This is a genomic window from Psychrobacter sp. FME13, from assembly GCF_014861395.1.
Lineage (GTDB): Bacteria > Pseudomonadota > Gammaproteobacteria > Pseudomonadales > Moraxellaceae > Psychrobacter.
This window is the reverse complement of record NZ_RRYV01000051.1, coordinates 1-20,120: the sequence shown is the minus strand read 5'-3', so window position 1 is coordinate 20,120 and position 20,120 is coordinate 1. Positions and strand designations below refer to the sequence as shown.

The 20,120-nt window shown below is 41.3% G+C and carries 19 protein-coding genes, 2 pseudogenes and 1 other annotated feature; of the genes and pseudogenes, 16 read left to right on the top strand and 5 right to left on the bottom strand.

The window, feature by feature from the left end; genetic code table 11:
• From EI164_RS16975 to EI164_RS08215, 4 genes and pseudogenes are all read left to right on the top strand, one after another.
• A pseudogene (locus EI164_RS16975) lies at positions 1-151 on the top strand (IS30 family transposase); the annotation flags it as partial.
• Positions 152-414: 263 nt separating this feature from the next.
• Complete coding sequence (locus tag EI164_RS08225; protein WP_192519498.1) at positions 415-918, top strand: hypothetical protein; 504 nt, start codon at positions 415-417, stop codon at positions 916-918.
• Positions 919-1,056: 138 nt separating this feature from the next.
• Entirely contained in the window at positions 1,057-1,902 is an 846-nt protein-coding gene (locus tag EI164_RS08220; protein WP_192519497.1) for a fatty acid desaturase family protein, read from the top strand.
• Between the two features lie 25 nt (positions 1,903-1,927).
• Complete coding sequence (locus EI164_RS08215; RefSeq protein ID WP_192519496.1) at positions 1,928-2,389, top strand: thiol-disulfide oxidoreductase DCC family protein; 462 nt, start codon at positions 1,928-1,930, stop codon at positions 2,387-2,389.
• 153 nt (positions 2,390-2,542) lie between these two features.
• Here EI164_RS08215 and EI164_RS08210 read toward each other — a convergent pair whose 3' ends face one another.
• Complete coding sequence (locus tag EI164_RS08210) at positions 2,543-2,893, bottom strand: hypothetical protein (RefSeq protein ID WP_192519495.1); 351 nt, start codon at positions 2,891-2,893, stop codon at positions 2,543-2,545.
• Between the two features lie 165 nt (positions 2,894-3,058).
• Here EI164_RS08210 and EI164_RS08205 point away from each other — a divergent pair, with 165 nt between their 5' ends.
• From EI164_RS08205 to dnaK, 3 genes are all read left to right on the top strand, one after another.
• Complete coding sequence (locus tag EI164_RS08205) at positions 3,059-4,138, top strand: metallophosphoesterase (RefSeq protein WP_192519494.1); 1,080 nt, start codon at positions 3,059-3,061, stop codon at positions 4,136-4,138.
• A gap of 357 nt (positions 4,139-4,495) precedes the next feature.
• The gene (gene grpE, locus EI164_RS08200; protein WP_192519493.1) at positions 4,496-5,068 is read left to right on the top strand and encodes a nucleotide exchange factor GrpE; all 573 of its coding nucleotides are present in this window, start codon (positions 4,496-4,498) and stop codon (positions 5,066-5,068) included.
• Between the two features lie 255 nt (positions 5,069-5,323).
• Positions 5,324-7,267: a molecular chaperone DnaK gene (dnaK, locus tag EI164_RS08195; RefSeq protein ID WP_192519492.1), complete on the top strand. Its 1,944-nt coding sequence runs from the start codon at positions 5,324-5,326 to the stop codon at positions 7,265-7,267.
• Positions 7,268-7,494: 227 nt separating this feature from the next.
• Here dnaK and EI164_RS08190 read toward each other — a convergent pair whose 3' ends face one another.
• Together EI164_RS08190 and EI164_RS08185 are read right to left on the bottom strand one after the other, a co-directional pair.
• A complete protein-coding gene (locus EI164_RS08190; RefSeq protein ID WP_192519491.1) occupies positions 7,495-8,304 on the bottom strand; it encodes a methyltransferase domain-containing protein in 810 nt (269 codons plus the stop codon).
• A 92-nt stretch (positions 8,305-8,396) separates the two neighbouring features.
• Entirely contained in the window at positions 8,397-9,632 is a 1,236-nt protein-coding gene (locus tag EI164_RS08185) for an 8-amino-7-oxononanoate synthase (RefSeq protein WP_192519490.1), read from the bottom strand.
• 298 nt (positions 9,633-9,930) lie between these two features.
• Here EI164_RS08185 and EI164_RS08180 point away from each other — a divergent pair, with 298 nt between their 5' ends.
• The 5 genes from EI164_RS08180 to EI164_RS08160 all read left to right on the top strand — a co-directional run bounded on the left by EI164_RS08180 (position 9,931) and on the right by EI164_RS08160 (position 13,447).
• A complete protein-coding gene (locus EI164_RS08180) occupies positions 9,931-10,476 on the top strand; it encodes a porin family protein (RefSeq protein ID WP_192519489.1) in 546 nt (181 codons plus the stop codon).
• Positions 10,477-10,568: 92 nt separating this feature from the next.
• Positions 10,569-11,105 (top strand): porin family protein, encoded by a 537-nt coding sequence (locus tag EI164_RS08175; protein ID WP_192519488.1) that lies wholly within the window; start codon positions 10,569-10,571, stop codon positions 11,103-11,105.
• Positions 11,106-11,314: 209 nt separating this feature from the next.
• A complete protein-coding gene (locus EI164_RS08170; protein WP_192519487.1) occupies positions 11,315-11,890 on the top strand; it encodes a porin family protein in 576 nt (191 codons plus the stop codon).
• Between the two features lie 186 nt (positions 11,891-12,076).
• Positions 12,077-12,571, top strand: coding sequence for an NfeD family protein (locus EI164_RS08165; protein WP_225739184.1), 495 nt, complete (start codon positions 12,077-12,079; stop codon positions 12,569-12,571).
• A 15-nt stretch (positions 12,572-12,586) separates the two neighbouring features.
• Complete coding sequence (locus EI164_RS08160; RefSeq protein WP_192519486.1) at positions 12,587-13,447, top strand: SPFH domain-containing protein; 861 nt, start codon at positions 12,587-12,589, stop codon at positions 13,445-13,447.
• A gap of 65 nt (positions 13,448-13,512) precedes the next feature.
• On the opposite strand, the gene hemN is transcribed toward EI164_RS08160, so the two are convergent.
• The gene (hemN, locus tag EI164_RS08155) at positions 13,513-14,976 is read right to left on the bottom strand and encodes an oxygen-independent coproporphyrinogen III oxidase (RefSeq protein ID WP_413038452.1); all 1,464 of its coding nucleotides are present in this window, start codon (positions 14,974-14,976) and stop codon (positions 13,513-13,515) included.
• 378 nt (positions 14,977-15,354) lie between these two features.
• Here hemN and EI164_RS08150 point away from each other — a divergent pair.
• Both EI164_RS08150 and EI164_RS08145 read left to right on the top strand, forming a co-directional pair.
• Positions 15,355-16,287, top strand: a pseudogene (locus tag EI164_RS08150) (YifB family Mg chelatase-like AAA ATPase); the annotation flags it as partial.
• A gap of 73 nt (positions 16,288-16,360) precedes the next feature.
• Positions 16,361-16,867 (top strand): hypothetical protein, encoded by a 507-nt coding sequence (locus tag EI164_RS08145; protein WP_192519483.1) that lies wholly within the window; start codon positions 16,361-16,363, stop codon positions 16,865-16,867.
• A 36-nt stretch (positions 16,868-16,903) separates the two neighbouring features.
• On the opposite strand, the gene EI164_RS08140 is transcribed toward EI164_RS08145, so the two are convergent.
• Positions 16,904-18,123 (bottom strand): IS3 family transposase gene (locus EI164_RS08140; RefSeq protein ID WP_225739183.1). Its coding sequence is split into 2 segments (ribosomal slippage): positions 16,904-17,838 and positions 17,838-18,123, totalling 1,221 coding nucleotides; the frame shifts between segments, so codons are not numbered across the junction.
• Positions 17,732-17,848 (bottom strand) — a sequence feature (AL1L pseudoknot). (Overlaps the previous gene by 117 nt.)
• A 63-nt stretch (positions 18,124-18,186) precedes the next feature.
• Between EI164_RS08140 and EI164_RS08135 the strand changes: the two genes are divergently transcribed.
• Together EI164_RS08135 and EI164_RS08130 are read left to right on the top strand one after the other, a co-directional pair.
• Positions 18,187-18,912: a hypothetical protein gene (locus EI164_RS08135; RefSeq protein WP_192519481.1), complete on the top strand. Its 726-nt coding sequence runs from the start codon at positions 18,187-18,189 to the stop codon at positions 18,910-18,912.
• 102 nt (positions 18,913-19,014) lie between these two features.
• Positions 19,015-20,058 carry a helix-turn-helix transcriptional regulator gene (locus tag EI164_RS08130; RefSeq protein ID WP_192519480.1) on the top strand — a complete coding sequence of 348 codons (1,044 nt, stop codon included), beginning with the start codon at positions 19,015-19,017 and terminating at the stop codon, positions 20,056-20,058.
• Positions 20,059-20,120 lie beyond the last annotated feature (62 nt).

The window sequence follows — 20,120 nt, the reverse complement described above, 5'->3', positions numbered from 1 at the left end:
CGGCCTTATCAGAGAGTACTTGCCTAAGGGTTGTGACTTTAGACAAGTCTCTGATGATGAGATGCAGGACATTGAGAACAAATTAAACAACAGACCAAGAAAACGATTAGGGTTTAAGACGCCTATGCAGGCGTTCTATAATATTAATTAGCGTTGCACTTGGTGTGTTAATCTAAGATTCAATAAAAAAGGCGGTACTATTATTTATAATTGGTTTTGTAAGCACTTTTATATACATGGTGTTGTTTACTCTAGATAAAGATTTTATAGATGTCGCTGTGATGCTTTTTCTATTTTGCTGTAATGGTGGTGCAATCGCTGTAATAATAGGCTGGTTTGTACTACCTAAACATAAATAAAATTTATCTATGAATTTCATTTTTGACAGAAATAAAGTAAAAAAAGGGAGGGTGTATGAATAGTATAGAGAGCGGCGCTACAGTTACAGTACCAAACTACCCAAACGGTAGAGTAATAGGGCTTTATGGGCTATTAGGCGGTGCAATAGGTAGCTCAATTATTGGCTTACCTATTGCTATAATAGGTGTAATAGCAGGCGCGATAACAACTGCTGGTTTTGGTGTGATGCAAGCTATGACCATCTTATTCAGTATTATTATACTTGGAAGCCTGATTGGTTTATTGCCTTCACTAGTTACAGGAGTGGTTATCTGCCATTTTCAGATATACTTTGATTCATCTAATGACGTATTACCCCTGTTTATCATCGGTTGTCTTAGCACTTTTATCGTATTCCTAGCCATAATCTTATTACCAGCAGGGCTTTCGGCTGGCGCTTTAGATAACGTTATCTTATCAGGTGTAGCTATAGTGGCACTCTTTTTGCCTGTTAGTATCCTAGGCGGGCTCAGCGCTATCGTCACAGGATGGGTCGTATTACCTAAGCACAAATACTGACCATAAATACTAAGCACAGATAAAACTTGTCTATTATTTTCACTTTTAACAGAAATAAAGTAAATAACACTAAGCCAGTTGAACCAAGTAGTTGCATTGCACGCCAGCTACTGCTTATCATCAAGTAAGGAGAACATCATGCGTCATCCTTCATTAGCCAGTATTGAATGGCAAGATTTGCGTCAGCTTAGTCTGAGCGAGACTGTTTATAATATTTTTTTATCATTACCTTTTCTATTACTGTCATGGTGGAGTGCGTGGCAGGGCTGGTGGTTGCTTGCACTTGTGTCGACATTCTTCTTTTTTACCGCTGCACTGAGACAAGCGCATGATTGTTATCATCGAACGCTAGGAGTGGGAAGAGTTGCCACCGAGCTCATGCTGTTTTTTCTCAGTATCACGATGCTCTGTAGCACACATGCTATTCGACACACTCATCTCAACCATCACCGAGATCCGCTTGGTGACAGCGATGTTGAGGGCAACTGGGCACGCTTGCCATGGTATAAGGCGATATTAGGTGGCGGGTTGTTCTCGATTGCGATTCAGTGGTTTGGGTTGACGCATGGTAGCCGCCGTAATCGTATACTTGTTGCCTTTGATCTGTTGCTTATCTTCGCAGTGGTTGTCATTGCTTTTATCACGATGCACCCAGTATTGGTGTATCACGTATTGGTGATGATATTGGCCAATACGATGGTGGGGTTCTTTGCGGTATGGAGCGTACATCATGGTTGCGATGAGGTGGTATATGCTCGCAGTGAGCGCCATCCGCTCATCAACCTATTGACGTTTAATTTGCTCTATCACATTGAGCACCATCTATTTCCAGCGGTGCCGACTAATCACTTACCGATACTGGCTAAGCGCTTAGATACCTCCGCCCCGCAATGGACGCAGCAGCCAGTCATCCCCTTATTAGCACCAGTCAATAAGTATTCAGTAGTTAACACGACCGAAAAAGTTAATAGCCTTGATGTTTAGGTATCACTCATAAAGGAGTTGTAACATGATTATCCAAAACCATATCAACAGCTATAGAGAGCAGGCGAGTTTATCCATCACGATGTACTACGATGATGCCTGCGTGATATGCAGCACCGAGGCGCATAATATGAAAAAACGCCAGCCACAGAAGATACGTTTGGTTCCTATAGAGGAGGGATTAGATGAGCTGGCGGTCGCAGGGTTTAGCCGTGAGGATGCGATGACCTATATGTGTATAAAGGACAGCTATGGCAATTGGTACACACACATGGATGCTGTGCGGCTGCTCTACAAGACTGGCGGTGTTAAATGGTCACCGTTGTTGTTTTTGCCAGTGGTCAAGCAACTGGGTAACTTTGGCTACCCATATGTCGCCCGCAATCGTTATAGAGTTCCAAACTGGGTGACCAAGATGATATATGGAACAGCAGTCATGCAAGCCTGTAAAAATGGCGTCTGTAAAATAGCGCCAGACAAACGCTAAGGCAGTTCTGTCAAAAAGTAAGTAGGTTCTATAATAAGCAGATTTATGATATGTCGTTTGTCGTAATAGTACGTGCTTTCTTATTTGATATCAAAAACACGATAAGGCTGATAACCCCAACGCATAACGACAGTAATGCACCTGTTATTAACGTCATGACAAAGCTTGATAATAATCTAATCCCAAACGTTCAGCGATATAGACAGCCGCCATCCCTGCTAAAATTTCTGGTGAGACAAAACGAGCAATAGGCATGGCCAGATTCAGAATCTGTAACCCTGCTTTTATATATACGCCTGTCTTCAAAGCTGCGATAAAACGATGCCACTGTTTTTTGCGTGCAAAATCATCAAGCAGCGTATAAAACACAATAAAGCAGCTGATACCTGATGCCATACCGCCTATAGATAACCAAGAACCATTATTTAATATAATGCCCCATATAAAACCAGCGATGGCACTGATACATACCCAAAGTGTCCAAAACCCCCAGCGTTTATTCATACTCTTACCTTTATTTTCTGTACGACTCTTATGATAAATCATACGACTTTATCTCATAAAGTTTTATGTAAAAATCATGAAGTATTGATGAAATATAGGCTGAGCACTAAAAAAAAGCTGTTTTTAACGTAAGATAACCTCATTTTTATCTGAGTGGATTTTACTATGTGGCTGTTTATTGGATTCACGCAATTACTCTCTATCATGACTTGTCTGTTGCTTTGGTGGTTTATCAAACCAAAACGCCAAAGCGTTAAGGTGATTTTGGTAATAAGTGTTTTTATCGTTAATAATGCCTTTCTCGTTTATGGTCTAAGTGATTTTTGGGGTGAGCGTTTTAGTGTCTATCTGGTCAGCGGTATCTTGCAGGGATTTATGTTTTATGCAGGGATAGCCACTGCTGTACTATCACTCTTTTTTAATAAATTATTAAAGTGTCAGTCGCGCCCTAAGCTCACACGTGTATTTGCGTTCACGGCTTATATAGCTATTGTCAGCTTGGCGGTATTTAATGCTTACTCGCCTGTGGTGCATCGTTTGACGGTTACGACGGACAAGCCGCTGAATGAGCCTATGAGCATCGCCTTAGTATCTGATACCCACTGGGGGAGGTGGTTCGGTAATCATCAGATAGATAAACTGGTTGCTTTAGTCGATACGCAAAATCCTGATGTCGTCGTCATAGCAGGCGATATCATGCACGACACGACGATTGCTTATGACAACACAAATATGCACGAACATTTATCAAAACTAAAGGCACCACTTGGGGTTTATGCCACCTTAGGGAATCATGATTATCGAGGTTATGATGAAGCCATCTCTGAAGCCGTTGAAGCCGCAGGGATTAAAGCGCTTGATAATGAGAGCGTGTTATTAGATGACTCAGTGTGGTTGGTTGGGCGTTCGGATGATGTTGATCAGACCAGATTGTCAGCGAAGGAGTTAATGACCCAGGTTGATACGAATAAGCCTGTGGTGTTTTTAGAGCATCGTCCTTCTATGATGGATGAGATCAAAGTGTTGCCGGTTGATTTGCACTTGTCTGGGCATACTCATGGTGGGCAAATTTTTCCATTAACAATTTTAATGAATTGGTTTTCACCACTCAACTATGGAACAAAGCGCTTAAATGATACGCAGTTTTTGGTGACGTCAGGTTATGGCATCGGTGCAGTGCCTTTTAGATTAAGCACACGTTCGGAGATTTGGATGATTACCTTGACTGGTAACGCTGATAAATAACGATATTGTTATTTGAATATTCAACAGATCCTAGATGACCTATGGATAGAAACCAATTTTATAGAAGCCAGTAGCCATCGATATTTTTAGCGCCTACTTACATCTGATTAGGGCAAAGGAAACACTTCACAAGCACTTTAGTTTAAATTAAGACAAAATTTGTGGCAAATTAGAAAAAATCCTGCGTTTTAGGCTTGAAATTTATACCTATCACCTTTATCAAGCAGCTAGTAAAGCGCATTAATAAAATAATGAGCGAAATATTTTAAGTATCTAATAAGGACGCATAATGACTGGTAATGAGCCAGTCTGCCGTGTCCTATATGAACCGTCATTATCACATTCTAAGGAGCTATTATGAGCGAGCAAAACGTGGCGCAAGATAATATTGATCAGAGTGAAAGTGTTTTAGATGAAACACTGAAAGAATTTGATCCACAAAACAACTCAGGTGAAGAGGCGACCATCGACAATGATATCGACCTTGAGACTTTTAAAGCACGCATCGCTGAGCTAGAAGGTGAGGTTAAGCAAGCCAAGGAAACCACGGCTCGCGCCAATGCAGAAGCGTACAATGCGCAGAAGCGTATGGAACAAGAAGCAGAAAAGAGCAAAAAGTTCGCGCTACAAAAGTTTGCCAAGGAGTTGTTGGATATTGTCGACAACTTAGAGCGCGCTATCGAAAATGCTGATGCTAATGATCCAGTCGCTGAAGGGGTGCAACTGACGCACAAAGCGCTATTGGCACTACTGACTAAAAATGGTGTAGAGGCGGTCGATCCACAAGGTGAAAAGTTCAACGCTGATTTACATGAAGCGGTTGGTATTGATGCAGATGCTGAAGCTGATACTGTCGGTACTGTACTGCAAAAAGGCTATAGCCTAAATGGTCGTCTGCTGCGTCCAGCAATGGTACGTGTCGGTCAATAGTTTTTAGGCCGTTATCGCTAATATAACGAGAGTTAAGATAACAGCTTTATTATATAATTAAGGAACAATAAGTCTTTAACTGTGCTAAACCTTAATATTAATAAGGGTTTTCACAAAAAATCACACAAAAGACAATTTTTGTGTGGGTTTTGACTTGAAAAAATCAACAAGTAAACCGATATAAAGCAACAAGTGACCGACATTGGTCTGAGCATATAATTATTTATATTTAAAACAAATTAGGAGTAATTGATTATGGGTAAAGTAATTGGTATTGATTTAGGTACAACTAACTCATGTGTGGCAGTAATGGAAGGTGATAAGGTTAAAGTCATCGAAAATGCTGAAGGCACTCGCACAACACCATCGATCGTCGCTTATAAAGATGACGAAATCCTTATTGGTCAGTCAGCTAAGCGTCAAGCAGTCACCAACCCAAGCAATACATTGTTTGCGATTAAGCGTTTGATTGGTCGTCGTTTTGATGACAAAGTTGTACAAAAAGACATCGGTATGGTGCCGTACAAAATCGCCAAAGCAGATAACGGTGATGCATGGGTAGAAATCAATGGTAAAAAACTTGCACCACCACAAGTTTCTGCTGAAATCTTGAAAAAAATGAAGAAAACAGCTGAAGATTATCTTGGTGAAAGCGTGACAGAAGCTGTTGTCACTGTACCTGCATACTTCAACGATTCACAGCGTCAAGCGACTAAAGATGCAGGTAAAATTGCTGGTCTTGATGTAAAACGTATCATCAACGAACCAACTGCTGCTGCACTTGCTTATGGTATGGATAAAAAGCAAGGCGATAGCACCGTTGCTGTATATGACTTGGGTGGTGGTACGTTTGATGTATCAATTATCGAAATCGCTGACGTAGATGGTGAGCAGCAGTTCGAAGTACTAGCAACCAATGGTGACACATTCCTTGGTGGTGAAGATTTTGATTCAGCATTGATTGACTTCTTAGTAGACGAGTTCAAAAAAGACCAAGACTTCAACCTAAAAGGTGATTCTCTTGCGATGCAGCGTCTAAAAGAAGCTGCAGAAAAAGCCAAAATTGAGTTATCAAGTGCCCAAAGTACTGAAGTAAACCTGCCATATATCACTGCTGATAGCAGTGGTCCTAAGCATTTGGTTGTTACTATCAGCCGCTCAAAACTAGAGAGTTTAACTGAAGATCTAGTACAGCGTACCATGGGTCCTTGTAAAATTGCTCTTGAAGATGCCGGTCTAAAAATTGGTGATATCGATGACGTCATCCTAGTTGGTGGTCAGACTCGTATGCCTTTAGTACAGAAAAAAGTAGAAGAGTTCTTCGGTCAAGAGCCACGTAAAGACGTGAACCCTGATGAAGCAGTAGCAGCAGGTGCAGCAATTCAAGGTGCCGTATTATCTGGTGACAAAACTGACGTACTATTGCTTGATGTGACTCCATTGACTTTAGGTATCGAAACAATGGGCGGTGTTATGACACCAATCATTGAGAAAAACACTATGATTCCTACTAAGAAATCACAGGTATTCTCAACAGCTGAAGACAACCAACCAGCAGTAACCATTCAGGTTTATCAAGGTGAGCGTAAAATCGCTAACCAAAACAAACAGCTTGGTCGTTTTGACTTGACAGATATTCCACCAGCACCACGTGGTCTGCCACAAATCGAAGTAACCTTTGACATCAATGCTGATGGTATTATGAATATTTCAGCAACTGATAAAGGTACTGGTAAAGCACAAAGCATCCAGATCAAAGCAGATTCTGGCTTGTCGGACGAAGAAGTCGAACAAATGGTTCGTGATGCAGAAGCCAATGCTGCTGAGGATGAGAAGTTCGCTAACCTAGCGCAAGTACGTAACGAAGCAGATGGTCGTATCCATGCGGTACAAAAAGCACTAAAAGAAGCCGAAGACAAAGTCACTGATGATGAAAAATCAACAGTAGAAGCGGCTATTACTGAGCTTGAGACAGCGACCAAAGAAGATGATCATGATGACATCAAAGCCAAGCTTGAAGCGCTAGACAATGCATTCTTGCCAATCAGCCAAAAAATCTATGCTGATAGCGGCGCTGGTGCAGAAGGTATGGATCCAAGCCAGTTCCAACAAGGTGCTGAAGGTGAAGCAGACACTAACCAAGCTGATGATGATGTTGTGGACGCTGAGTTCACTGAAGTCGACGAAGACAAGAAGTAATATCAAATTTAACAACGCGATGAGCTGCATCAAACTTGCTTAGTCGACGCAATGTAGCCCTTACGCTGGTTTGGCTTGCTACTCAAGTTTTTAAAAATGGTATAGTCGATACAAGCCGATAAGTTATTAAATTAAAAAACGCATCCTTCGGGATGCGTTTTTTTATGGCTACTATTTCCAATAATTGTGCTTCCTATTAGCTACTATTCTTGTCATATGCTGCGTGATTAAGGTTTAAATGCACTCACTATAAGCGCTTCATAAGTTAGGCTTACACCGAGCTTACCTTCTTCATCTTTTACAGAAAACTGCTGCCAGTACGCTTGCTCAAACTGCTGTAACCGTGTTTTTGTCCACGTAAATGGTGGTGTATTATTTGACTGTATTTGCGTTTGATTGGTCGATACTCCCGTTAGTTTCATGTGTTTAAGCACCTCGTAGGGGCGTGTAAACCATAAATCAAAACGCTGTGTGGTTACCTGACAATCTATAAACCCTGCCTTATTTAACGCTAGTTGCCATGCCTCGATACTCGGATACAGTAGTCCTTGATCTATTAATGTTTTAATCTGCAAAAAATTATTTGGGGTAAAGGTGCTAAAAACCAGCTGTCCTTCAGGTTGTAAGCGGCGTGCTGATTGTGCGACAAAGCTCAATGGATCATCAAACCATTGCACGGCATTGGCACTGACTATCAAACTATGGTTTTCTGCCAAACCTAGGGTTTCAGCGTCACCAACGATGATTTCAGCAGTGGGCAGTATTGATTGTAATGTAACAGTATGCTCACTACATAATTCGTTAATGAGCCAGTGATGGCTGTGGATTTGCTCAGCGAGTAACCGTGTCATTTGACCTGTGCCTGCACCGATTTCCAATACACTACTTTGTTTAGTATGAGCAATATTATCCAGTAGATACTGACAAACTATTTGCTGAACATTGGCATGTTGGTCATAGTCTCTAGCGCTTGCAAAATGGCGAGCGATGATTTGTTTTCTGATGCTAAAGTGAGTGGCTGTAGAGAGTGTTGTCATATTATTCAGGTCATCTAAGTCAGACGGTTTTTTGGATAAAAAGGCTGATATCTCATAATAAAGGTGATCAATAAAGTGCAAAACCATCTTGACTAAATGAGCTGCTGTATCAGCTGATTGCAGTCTTTATTGGTCAGTTTGGCATTCATAACCAACCGGATACGGGCGGTGTGTTCGGGAACGGTAGGTGGTCTAATAGGCAGCGCATAAAACCCTGCCGCTTGCAGTTGTTGTGCTTTGGCAAGTGTACGCGCATTATCACCCAGCATATAGGGCACAATGGGTGAGTTATAATAGACGTTTTCAGCCGCTGAGGATACACGATATTGCGGTGCGATGGCCTGACTCAGTGTGGTAGAGAGTTGTGCCAAATGTGCGCGTTCGTCAGTCAATGTGGGCATTTTTGCTAAAATAAATCGTGTCCATGCATGATTGATAGGAGGTAACGCCGTACTAAAAATCAATGGGCGCATAGTATTAATCAGCCACTGTTTGACGGTCTCATTACACATGATATACGCCCCAACTGACGCGAAAGCCTTACCAAAGGTACCAACTAAATAATCAATTTCAGCCAACGTTACTGTCTCTTCTGCCAGCCCTAATCCTGTATTACCTAAAACACCAACCGCATGTGCTTCATCGACGTATAGCTCTATACGAGCGTCTTTAGCTTTTAATGCCACCAGCTTTTGTAAGTCGGCGCGGTCACCATCCATACTAAAAATACTCTCAGTAACAATAATAATGCGCTCAACGGCTGGGTCTGCTTGTTCAATAAATCTGGCCAAATGCTCGTAATCATTGTGACGATAACGGCGATAGCTGACAAGCTTACTTTGGCTCAGTTGCAATCCATCGATGATACTGGCATGTACCAGCTTGTCAGCCAAAATAAGTGTTTTGACTGGCAATAAGGTCAGTGCAGGTAAGATACCAATATTTGCATGGTAGCCACTATTGAGTACCAGTACAGATTTGTTGGTAGGTACGCCTTGTTGATTTACCGCATTCTGATACCAACTTTGTAATTCTGACTCTAATAGTTGTAGTTGTGTGTTGTTACCTGTGAGGAGCCGTGAAGAGGTAGCACTCATTTTAGGTACTGTTGCTGCAGGTAATCCTTCTATTTGGTTGAGAAATTCCTCTTGTAGCTCAGCATCACCGCCCAAGCCAAGATAGTCATTACTCGCAATATTAAGCAAAGCTTTACCTTCGCTCACGATATACCGTCCACTATGCCTCAGATTTGGGAGTTGACGGTATTGTTGATTTGTTTTGAGCTTGTCGAGCGCTGATTGCATATGATTAAGGATAAGGTTTGTCATTTTTTCTCTTAATTTTTATTATTTCAGGCGTATTGACCTAGGGTTTTGAGGAGCGAATCTGTGAAATGAGTAGGGATTATTGCATAAATAGGGTGATTGTAACAAAAAAGTTTCATTTTTTGGCCTTTGTAACCCGCTCAATGATGAATGCTTGCAAATCTTAACTCTCGTGCCGTTAAACACTGACAGACTGTATGAAATAGTTTGTTACTATTATATTCATCGGAAGCAAGGCGATATGACTATAGAAGTCATCACAAGTAACTTGCTTATTCTGATCGATGTTAAGGAGTTCATAATGAGAAATATACAAAAAGTATTACTTACATTAACAGCTGGTTCTTTATTGACGGTTGGTGCTCAAGCCGCTACATCTTATAGCAATGGCTATACTGGACAGCCATATGTTGGTGCTAAAGTTGGTCAGTTCGATTTAGACATTGATAACGCAGATGATCCAACCGCTTACGGAGTTTATGGTGGTTACAACTTTGATTCTACTTTTGGTGTCGAAGCAGAATATGTAGGTTCGGATGATGCTGATTATCGTAACGGTGATCTGGATGCCAAGACTTATGGTGCATACGGTACCGCTCGCTACCAATTCCCGAATACTGGTCTATATGCAAAAGGTAAGCTAGGGGTTGCAAAGACTGAAGTTGAAGGTGACTACACTAACGGTGCGGTTAAAGTATCGAACTCTACCAGTGATACAGGTATTGCAGGCGGTGTGGGTCTTGGTTATTCAGTCAACCCTGACTTCGGTGTCGAGGCTGAATACTCGATGCTGGACAGCGATGTCGATACCAACCTATTAACTGTTGGTGCACAGCTAAAATTCTAAATATTTTTCTAAACCCTTTTATTGAAGGCTTATCTGATGAGCTTTTCTCATACAGATAATACATAACCAAAATGTAATTTTAAGGATATAAAATGAAAACTCTACAAAAAACCTTAATGGCAGTAGTAGCAGGTTCTTTATTAAGCGTAGGCGCACAAGCCGCGGTCTCTTATGGTAATGGCTATACTGGTCAACCATATGTCGGTGCCAAAGTCGGTCAATTCGATTTAGATACGAATAATGCCGATGATCCAACTGCTTATGGCGTCTATGCTGGTTATAACTTTGATCCTAACTTTGGTCTTGAAGCTGAATATGTTGGTTCAGATGACGCTGATTACCGTGGTGGTGATATTGATGCCAAATCTTACGGTGCCTACGGTACTTATCGCCATGCTTTCGCGGATAGCGGCTTATACGCAAAAGGTAAGCTAGGTGTGGCAAGAACTGAAGTTGAAGCGACTAACACGACATTGGGACTCTACGACGGCGAAGATAAAGATACTAGTTTAGCTGGTGGTGTAGGGCTTGGCTATTCAGTAAACTCTAATTTCAACGTAGAAGCAGAATATGACATGTTGGGTAGCGATACAGATCTTATGACTGTAGGTGCAAATATTAAGTTCTAAACTATTTAAAAAATAGTGTTATAAATAAGAAACGCATCCTTCGGGGTGCGTTTTTTTGCACGTGGTAAAAATAAAACAAAAGTCATCAAAAAAGAGTGCATTAAAAATAAGGTTCTGCTAGAATCTCGTATTCAACAATAGTCCATCTAAATTTTATGCTTTGCTATATTTATGCAGATGGCATTTTAGCCTTACTTAATAGGAAATATATGAACACTCTACAGAAAGCTTTAATCGCTCTATCAGTTGGTTCTTTGATGAGTGTAAGCGCTCAAGCTGCTGCTAATTATGCAGGTCAGCCGTATGTTGGTGTAAAAGTTGGTCAGTACAGCCCAGATGCAGATGTAGATGATGACGCAGTGTCATATGGCGTTTATGGTGGTTATAAATTTACTCCAGAGTTTGGTGTAGAGGCTGAATATTTAACCACTGGTGATACTGATTCGTTCAATGAACGTTTTGAGAAAGCTGAATATAGTGCTGATGTATATGGCTTATATGGTACTTATGACTATACTTTTCCAAGTACTGGACTTTATGCAAAAGGTCGTTTGGGTATCGCAAAAAATAAAATCGAGGCGGAATACACGGATAAACTCGATGCTAGTCAAAATGAGAGTTTGAGTCATTCTGATACAGGAGTAGCTGGTGGGTTAGGTCTTGGCTATAACATCAGTCCTATGGCCTCTATTGAAGCTATGTATAATATTTATCCTCAAGTTGAGGATGAATTTGAGGATATTAGCGTAAGCGGCTTTACTTTAGGCGCTCACTTTAAGTTCTAATCAAATAAAGAATAAATAAAAAAACGCATCCTTCGGGGTGCGTTTTTTTGTGCGTTAGACTTTTATATTTTCTCTCATGTTTATTAAGCTGTGAACATCGTAGATTGATGATTTTTAAGAATTTATGGATACGAAAAGTGTGTTACATTGAAAGCTAGAATATCAAAGATAAGAGGTATCGCAACGATGGAAATACTTTGGATGATTGAACCTTGGCATTGGCTCGTTTTAGGCTTCATATTATTGATTGTCGAGATGTTTGTGCCCACATTTGCAAGCCTATGGTTTGGTGCTGCTGCCATCATCGTTGCAGCCCTTTCATGGTTATTGCCTGTTTCAGTCTTTGTCCAAATTATTATTTGGCTGGTGCTGTCGGCCATATTTCTATTGGCTTGGTTCAAATTTATTAAGCCTTTATCGGTAGACCGTACCAAAGCAGGATTGGGTGGCAGTGTTATCGTTGGCGAAACAGGCATGATAATCGTACAACCGCAGCCTAATCATGCGGGTACGGTGAGGTTTAGTGTTCCTATCGTTGGTGCGGCGGAATGGATGTGTCGTACGACAGGGGAGCAGGTAGCGGTTGGTGATCGGGTAGTGGTAACAGACATCGTTGGTAACGAGTTAATTGTGAGTAGTATGAAATCGCAAGCAGCGACGAATAATAGTAAACAAATATAATAATAGGGGTGGGTTATGGAAAGCTTTAGTATCGTCATGATAGTCTTAATTGCACTGGTTGTATTTACCGTGTTTAAAGGGGTTCGTATCGTACCGCAGGGTTATAAGTGGGTGGTACAGCGATTGGGGAAATATAGCCAAACGTTAGAGCCTGGACTTAATCTTATTATTCCTTATGTCGATGATGTGGCTTATAAAGTCACCACCAAAGATATTGTGCTGGATATTCCGTCACAAGAAGTCATTACCCGAGATAACGTAGTTATCATTGCCAATGCCGTGGCTTATATTAATATCGTACGCCCTGACAAAGCAGTGTATGGCATCGAAGATTATGAATATGGTATTCGAAATCTGGTGCAAACGTCTTTGCGCTCGATCATTGGTGAAATGGATCTTGATAGTGCATTGTCTAGCCGTGACGAAATCAAAACCAAGCTAAAGCATGCAATCTCAGAAGATATCGCCGATTGGGGCATCACGCTAAAGACGGTAGAGATTCAAGACATTAACCCTTCACAAACCATGCAAGCATCAATGGAAGAGCAGGCAGCGGCAGAGCGTCTACGCCGTGCGACGGTAACCCGTGCTGATGGTCAAAAGCAGGCCGCTATCCTAGAAGCAGATGGGCGTCTAGAGGCCTCACGCCGTGATGCTGAAGCGCAGGTAGTGCTAGCGAGAGGCTCAGAAGAGTCGATTCGTTTGATTACCAATGCCATGGGTACAGAAGAGATGCCGATTGTTTACTTACTTGGTGAGCAGTATATCAAAGCAATCCGTGAGTTGGCTGAATCTGATAACTCAAAAATGGTGGTGTTACCTGCTGATATTTTAAGTACCGTTAAAGGTATGGTGGGTGATAAGTTAAAAGTGTAGTAACTATCATTTCAGATAAAAAAAGACCTCTATTGAGGTCTTTCTTTTGTTTATTCAAAATTGTTTTAAATCACTTTAGAAAAACGATCTTTGTGTTTTGTCTCAAGATATTCATCAAAGACCATCGCAACGTTTCGACCCAATAAGCGTCCACGTGGTAAGACACGAATACCAGCGGCATCCATATCGATGAGTCTATCGTCTTGCATCGCACCGAGTTGTGCTATTTCATCGATAAAATAGGTAATCGCATCGATACCGAATTTTTGATTCACATCTTTAAAATCAATATAGTCATGACAGAGCAAATTCATAATCACGTATTCACGTAAGCGATCTTTAATCGATGTTTTGATAACTTTTACCGCAGGCATGATAGTAAGATTGCTCTGTGCAGCATCTATACTGGCTTGATAGGTTTGCAGATCAGTATCATTTTGAAGGATGTAGCGAGTATTGGCATTGGCAATTTGACTGATAGACGACACACCAAAGCCCAATAAGTCACAATCACCCATGATGGTATAACCCTGAAAATTACGATGCAATTTACCCTCGCGCTGTGCGACAGCGAGCTCATCATCAGGTTTGGCAAAATGATCAATACCGATATATTGATAGCCCGCCGCGCTTAATGTATTGATGGTATTGCCAAGCATTGTAAGCTTGGCTGCTGGACTGGGTAGATCTTCATCTTTGATCTGACGTTGCGCCTTAAAGCGCTCAGGTAGATGCGCATAGTTAAATACCGACAGACGATCTGGTGACATCTCAATGATGCGCTGTACGGTTTTGTCCAATGTATCTGGGGTCTGATGCGGTAGACCATAAATCAGGTCAATATTGATAGAATGAAAGCCCAGTTCACGCGCTTCATTTAGCACGTTTTCAATCAACTCTGCTGAGTGCACACGATTGACGGCGATTTGTACCGTTTCATCTAAATCTTGTACACCCAAGCTAATGCGGTTAAAACCTAGCCCGCGTAACACTTTTAGCGTGTCTCCACTTAGCTCGCGCGGGTCAATCTCGATAGAGTAATCACCTTCATCTTCGGGTAAAAACTCAAACTGCGTCAGCAAAAACTCCCACAGCTGAACCATTTCTTCATCACGCAAAAACGTCGGCGTACCACCGCCCAAATGTAGCTGTTTGACCAATGGTTTGCTGCTACCTTCAGGTGCAGATAACAAGCGACGCTTATGCTTAATCTCAGCGATTAAGTACTGTAAATAGTCACCTGAATCGCTATTTTTTTTGGTAATAATTTTATTACAAGCACAGTAATAGCAAAGGTGGCGACAGAACGGAATATGAAAATATAGAGACAATGGCGCACGCGCTTCACGATTTTGCAGGATTTTTGTCTCAAGGCCGTCAGCGATTGGTGAGAACTCTAATGCCGTTGGGTAAGAGGTATATCGCGGCCCTGAGCGATTGTATTTATTGATAATCGCTTCATCAAATGCAGGTAGCTGCTTGCTCGTAATGCTACCGCGCGTACTGGCATAAGGGTTGTCTGGTTGCATGACAGGGCGCGTGGTCGTCGGCTGCTCTCCAGCGCGATTGTAAGGCTGCTGGGTGTTTGGTTCTGAATGTTCTGTCATGCGATATTCCTCATGTTGACCATAGCTATTACTGGGTTTTGTCCGGCTCACCGATAGTGGTCTTAATCGTTTATTTACGAGCATTTTTACAGCAATATTTATGTCTAAATAGACAGTCGCTAGTATAACAAATCCTTGTTAGTAGTGGGGTGAATGGCGAGTGCTTTTAGGCAAAACGTCTAGGTATCATGGGATAGTCACTGGCTCATTAAGTATAGGCACTTATGATTCAAAACACGACATTTGCGCACCTATAGATAATCCTCTATTATCGAGAGAGCCTCTTTATAGGAAATACTCATGTCGTTTGCTCAAGTCTATACCCGTTCAGTCGTCGGTTTGCACGCACCCAAGGTTATTATTGAGGTGCATTTATCGCAAGGCCTGCCGGCTTTGACCATTGTTGGTTTGCCTGAAGCTGCGGTACGTGAGAGTAAGGATAGAGTACGCTCCGCGATTCTTAATTCTGGGTTTCAGTTTCCTAATCGCCGCCTTACTATTAACTTAGCGCCTGCTGATTTGCCCAAAGACGGTGCGCGTCTAGACTTACCAATCGCGATAGGTATATTGGCAGCCAGCGACCAGCTCGATCCGGAGGTATTATCAGGGTTTGAGTTTATCGGTGAGTTGGCGTTAAACGGAAACTTGCGACAAGTAACAGGCAGTTTGGCAGTTGCACGAGCGATTAAAGCGGAAAGACTGGCTGCAACGTCATCGAGCAGTAACGAGCGACCATTAAGCGAGCAGCACTCAGTAGAGACGTCAGAATCAGTCAAGTTAATAGTACCAATGGATAATGGGGCGGAAGCCAGCCGTGTCGAGGGCGTAGAGGTACTAAGCGCCCAAAGTCTCAAAGCCGTCTGCGATCACTTACGGTCATTGGCAGATTCTAGCGGATTTTATCAGCCTTTGGATATCGTCACACCCAGTATCGCCCCAAAGCATGTCGGCTATCAAGTGGACTTGGCCGATGTCAAAGGACAGCACCATGCGCGGCGTGCGCTAGAGATTGCCGCAGCAGGTGGTCACTCGATACTGTTTACTGGGCCACCCGGCTCAGGTAAGACATTGATGGCATCGCGGCTACCGACTATTTTGCCTGACCTCAGTGACGAAGATGCACTAGAAGTAGCCAGTACGTATTCAGTCGCAGACAGCGATTATGACTATGGCACACGGCCATTTAGGCAAGTTCATCATACAATATCAGCCGTGGCCTTGGTCGGTGGGGGCTGTCATTTTCCACAATCTTTGTCAAAATTCCATATAACCTGTCATAATAGATATTATCGATAGGGAGTAATAAATGAGTAATTTTGAACCGTTTAAAGGAATAGATTTAATAGCTAAGCAATCAAATATTGACATTAGTGACTTTCTCAACTTAGTTAATTATAAAAAAGGTATCAAAAATAGGTTTTTCTATAACTCTTCATATCAAGTTATTTGGTACAAAAGCTTATATAATTTAGGTGAAGGTAATGACAATAGACGAGTGGAAGTTATTTTTGTAAGTAAAACGGGCTATGAAATGAACGTGAAACTACCGCTCAGACTTATGTTCAAAATACCTATTGGTTCTGTTTGGAAAAATGGTCTTATGGTCGAGGAGTTGGACACAGACCACCATGTGTTTACATTACAAAAAGCATTAGGAGAAGAATATAGAAGACCAAATGTTGACTATATATCTTCATTCTTTGAAAAGCAGAAAAAGAAGAAAAAAGAGAAGGATGGAATAAAATACGAAGCTAAGGTGGTTTTGAGCAAAGACATTTACCCTGTTAGCGATATTGATAAAGACGCAAACTGAACCGCCCCGACTTTATCGGAGAGTGATTTACTTGATTCAGGCAGCAACACCTGACAGGATTAAACTATCATAATACCGCTTTTCAAATTCAAAAGGTGACACATAACCAATCGTACTATGCAATCGTGTTTTATTGAACCAGTCCACCCATTCAAGCGTGGCTAATTCAACATCGTTGACGCCAGTCCAGCTCTCTTTTAAATATTGAATCACCTCAGACTTATATAGGCCATTGACCGTTTCAGCCAATGCATTATCATACGAGTCGCCTGTTGTACCGACAGAAGCAATCACGCCAGAGTCAGCCATTTTATCAGTATAGCGAATGGATAAGTACTGAACCCCTCGATCACTGTGATGAATGACATCCTTAGGGTTGTTCCTGTCTGCTATCGCCTGATTTAGCGCAGCCATAACCATATCGGTATTCATGCGATTAGAGACTTTCCAACCAACGATAGCACGAGCAAACACATCAATAATAAAGGCAGTGTAAACCCAGCCGCTCGTCGTCTTGATATAAGTAAAGTCAGCCACCCATAACTGATTAGGATGATGGGCATTAAAGTTACGATTGACCAAATTATCAGCGCGCTTCTGGTCATCACGGCTATTGGTGGTAATCTTGCCTTTGCCACGCCAGATGCCTTGCATACCATACTGCTTCATTAAACGCTCTACGGTGCAACGAGCAACCTTTACGCCATCAGCCTTCATCTGCTGCCAGACTTTACGCACACCATAACGGCATTTTCTATCCTGCCAAATACGTTTAATCTCGCTGAGATAATAGTCGTCATGCTGACTGCGCAGTGAACGCTTTTCAGGATTGTTAGCTAAATAGTTTTCACGATGATAGGTTGACGGGGCAATCGGTAGTATTCGACAGATAAGCTCGACCCCATAACTACCTCTATAGTCATCAATAAACTGAACCATTGTCTGAGTGGGCGGTCGAGCTCCGCCTGGGCGAAAAAAGCCGCAGCCTTACGTATAATCTCATTGGCTTGCTTGAGCTCTCTGTTTTCGCGTTCAAGCTCTTTAATACGTTGCTCTTGGCTTTGGGCTTGTACTGATGCCGGAATGGTTTGCTCTATGTGCTTCTTATGCCATGATCGCAGGGTTTCAGGTGTACAGCTAATCTTAGGTGCAATGGCTTGAATAGCTGACCATGTGGAGGGGTAATCGCAAGACGCTTCAATCAGCATGCGAACGGTGCGTTCTTTCATCTCGGGAGTATAAGTTTGTCTTTTCATTGTCGTATTCTCTCAGAATATTAAGTCTCCGACAATCCTGGGGCGGTTCACAATGAATTTAAATTGCCATTACCATTTGAGCTACAGGCAGTTATTACAGAGAAAATTATAGTCAGTAATTCGGATGTAAAAAAATCACTTAAGGATTTAAAAGAACAACTTAGCTTGCCCGCTTTAAGTAATCAATATATCGACAATGGTTTGCATACCATTATAAACAACGAACTTCATCAGCCATTACACGTTGACATTATTACTGGTGTTGATGTTAAGCACAGCTCACCACTTTACTACACAAGTATTAGCACACAAAATTTAGAGAGTACCTATAGCAGTGCTATACACCTATTGACTGAACATTGTGATAAGGAAAGCAAGAACAAACTACGTCATATAGCAAAACAGGGTATTAAAAGTAATCATTTAAAGCAATATGTAGGCAGTAATATGCCATTAACTCTGAATGCCTGCCAAGCATTTTTTACTAGACTTAACGGTGCTATAGAAAGCTATAACGGTCGATTAAAGCATGGTTCGGATATTCTTCATGACAGGTACATTGAGCAGTTTAACTGCTATAGCGTTTGGCTATGGCATATTATCATCATTCAAACAGGCATACGACCTGCCGTTCATGCATCAGGACTGTTGAATCAGATTGATTTCGACCAAAAAATCATGTGGGTATCAGATAAAGAAGAACGAAACAATCAATCCTGTGGACGATTGATCCCCTTAAGCAATTTTCTAATCACTGCCATAAAACTAGGGGCTGTCCTAGATAAGTAAAATTATATAGGATAGCATCTACATCAACTAAAACAATGGGTTAAACAGGGTTTGAACTAGTTATCTAGGACAGCCCCTAAAAGTATTATAAGAAGAGATAAAATGAAATATGTGTTTGATAAGCAATTAGAAATGATTAATGACTGGTGCATGGTAAAAAATGTACAGCGGTTTAATCAGTTAAGTCAAATCATTTATATTGATAAGTCTATTGGTGATGGCTACTTTGAACGTTATGATTTCGGTAGCATTGGTCTATCACGGGTCAATTGCTACTTTCATAGAAATCATCAATTCATTAATCCTAATTGCCAAACCAGTTATGTTTTATACATTGTTTTGCAAGGGAGCTATGAATATCAGCTAGACGACAAAGTGACTATAGAAGAAAAAGTAGGAGTAAAAGCAACAGTAAAAACAGAAGCAAGGCAGGTAAATAGAACCAAGCTAAAACAGTTTGAGCAAGTAACGATAAATGCGCCTGCCATTTGGTTAATAAAAGGCGATTTAGGGAGATTGAGCACAATTATTAGTGCTAAGGAAGACATTAAAGCCTTATATATTGAGCTAGATAAAGACTTTGTTGGTAAATTAGCCACACAAATAGAGCAGCAGACAGATGCCAATAATTTAATCATATCCAAATTAATGACTATGTCCGATTCGTCAATTCTACCTTTAAACCTGACTACCAAAGCGGCAAATTTTGTAATGCAGGGCTGGGAGGTTTATAACACACCTAGTCCCACTGATGATATTAAATTTATGGCACTACAAGGACAATGCTTAACCTTTACGAGTTTATTATTGAAACAATGTATTACTGAAATAGGCGGGGCTAAAGTACAGGTTCTTAATTCTGCTTATCAAGCCAAACTGCTTCTTGATGAGTTTTACAATAAGAATTGGACGATACGAGAGCTTGCGCAAAAAACAGGCACAAATGAATGTTATTTAAAGGCCGAATTTAAGAAATTAACGACTCTAACGATTGGTGATTATCGAACTCATAAACGCATGCAGTTAGCCATGAAACTATTACAAGAGAGACAAAAAATTGCTCCAATTGCTAATCAGCTTGGTTTTAGTAGTACTCAATATTTTCGTCGGGTGTTTTACAAGTTTTATGGCTATATGCCGGATTAATATATGATTAGGACTTACGCAAAACCAGAGATATATTGCCAACCTAAAGCATAGCGTAGTAC

Bases quoted from the DNA above. Each gene is read 5' to 3' on its own strand.
- EI164_RS08210 (WP_192519495.1), bottom strand. From the start codon at position 2,893: ATGAATAAACGCTGGGGGTTTTGGACACTTTGGGTATGTATCAGTGCC.
- EI164_RS08145 (WP_192519483.1), top strand. From the start codon at position 16,361: ATGAGTAATTTTGAACCGTTTAAAGGAATAGATTTAATAGCTAAGCAA.
- EI164_RS08130 (WP_192519480.1), top strand. From the start codon at position 19,015: ATGAAATATGTGTTTGATAAGCAATTAGAAATGATTAATGACTGGTGC.
- EI164_RS08225 (WP_192519498.1), top strand. From the start codon at position 415: ATGAATAGTATAGAGAGCGGCGCTACAGTTACAGTACCAAACTACCCA.
- EI164_RS08205 (WP_192519494.1), top strand. From the start codon at position 3,059: ATGTGGCTGTTTATTGGATTCACGCAATTACTCTCTATCATGACTTGT.
- EI164_RS08215 (WP_192519496.1), top strand. From the start codon at position 1,928: ATGATTATCCAAAACCATATCAACAGCTATAGAGAGCAGGCGAGTTTA.
- hemN (WP_413038452.1), bottom strand. From the start codon at position 14,976: ATGCAACCAGACAACCCTTATGCCAGTACGCGCGGTAGCATTACGAGC.
- EI164_RS08185 (WP_192519490.1), bottom strand. From the start codon at position 9,632: ATGACAAACCTTATCCTTAATCATATGCAATCAGCGCTCGACAAGCTC.
- EI164_RS08220 (WP_192519497.1), top strand. From the start codon at position 1,057: ATGCGTCATCCTTCATTAGCCAGTATTGAATGGCAAGATTTGCGTCAG.
- EI164_RS08170 (WP_192519487.1), top strand. From the start codon at position 11,315: ATGAACACTCTACAGAAAGCTTTAATCGCTCTATCAGTTGGTTCTTTG.
- EI164_RS08190 (WP_192519491.1), bottom strand. From the start codon at position 8,304: ATGACAACACTCTCTACAGCCACTCACTTTAGCATCAGAAAACAAATC.
- grpE (WP_192519493.1), top strand. From the start codon at position 4,496: ATGAGCGAGCAAAACGTGGCGCAAGATAATATTGATCAGAGTGAAAGT.
- EI164_RS08175 (WP_192519488.1), top strand. From the start codon at position 10,569: ATGAAAACTCTACAAAAAACCTTAATGGCAGTAGTAGCAGGTTCTTTA.
- EI164_RS08180 (WP_192519489.1), top strand. From the start codon at position 9,931: ATGAGAAATATACAAAAAGTATTACTTACATTAACAGCTGGTTCTTTA.
- EI164_RS08165 (WP_225739184.1), top strand. From the start codon at position 12,077: ATGGAAATACTTTGGATGATTGAACCTTGGCATTGGCTCGTTTTAGGC.
- EI164_RS08160 (WP_192519486.1), top strand. From the start codon at position 12,587: ATGGAAAGCTTTAGTATCGTCATGATAGTCTTAATTGCACTGGTTGTA.
- dnaK (WP_192519492.1), top strand. From the start codon at position 5,324: ATGGGTAAAGTAATTGGTATTGATTTAGGTACAACTAACTCATGTGTG.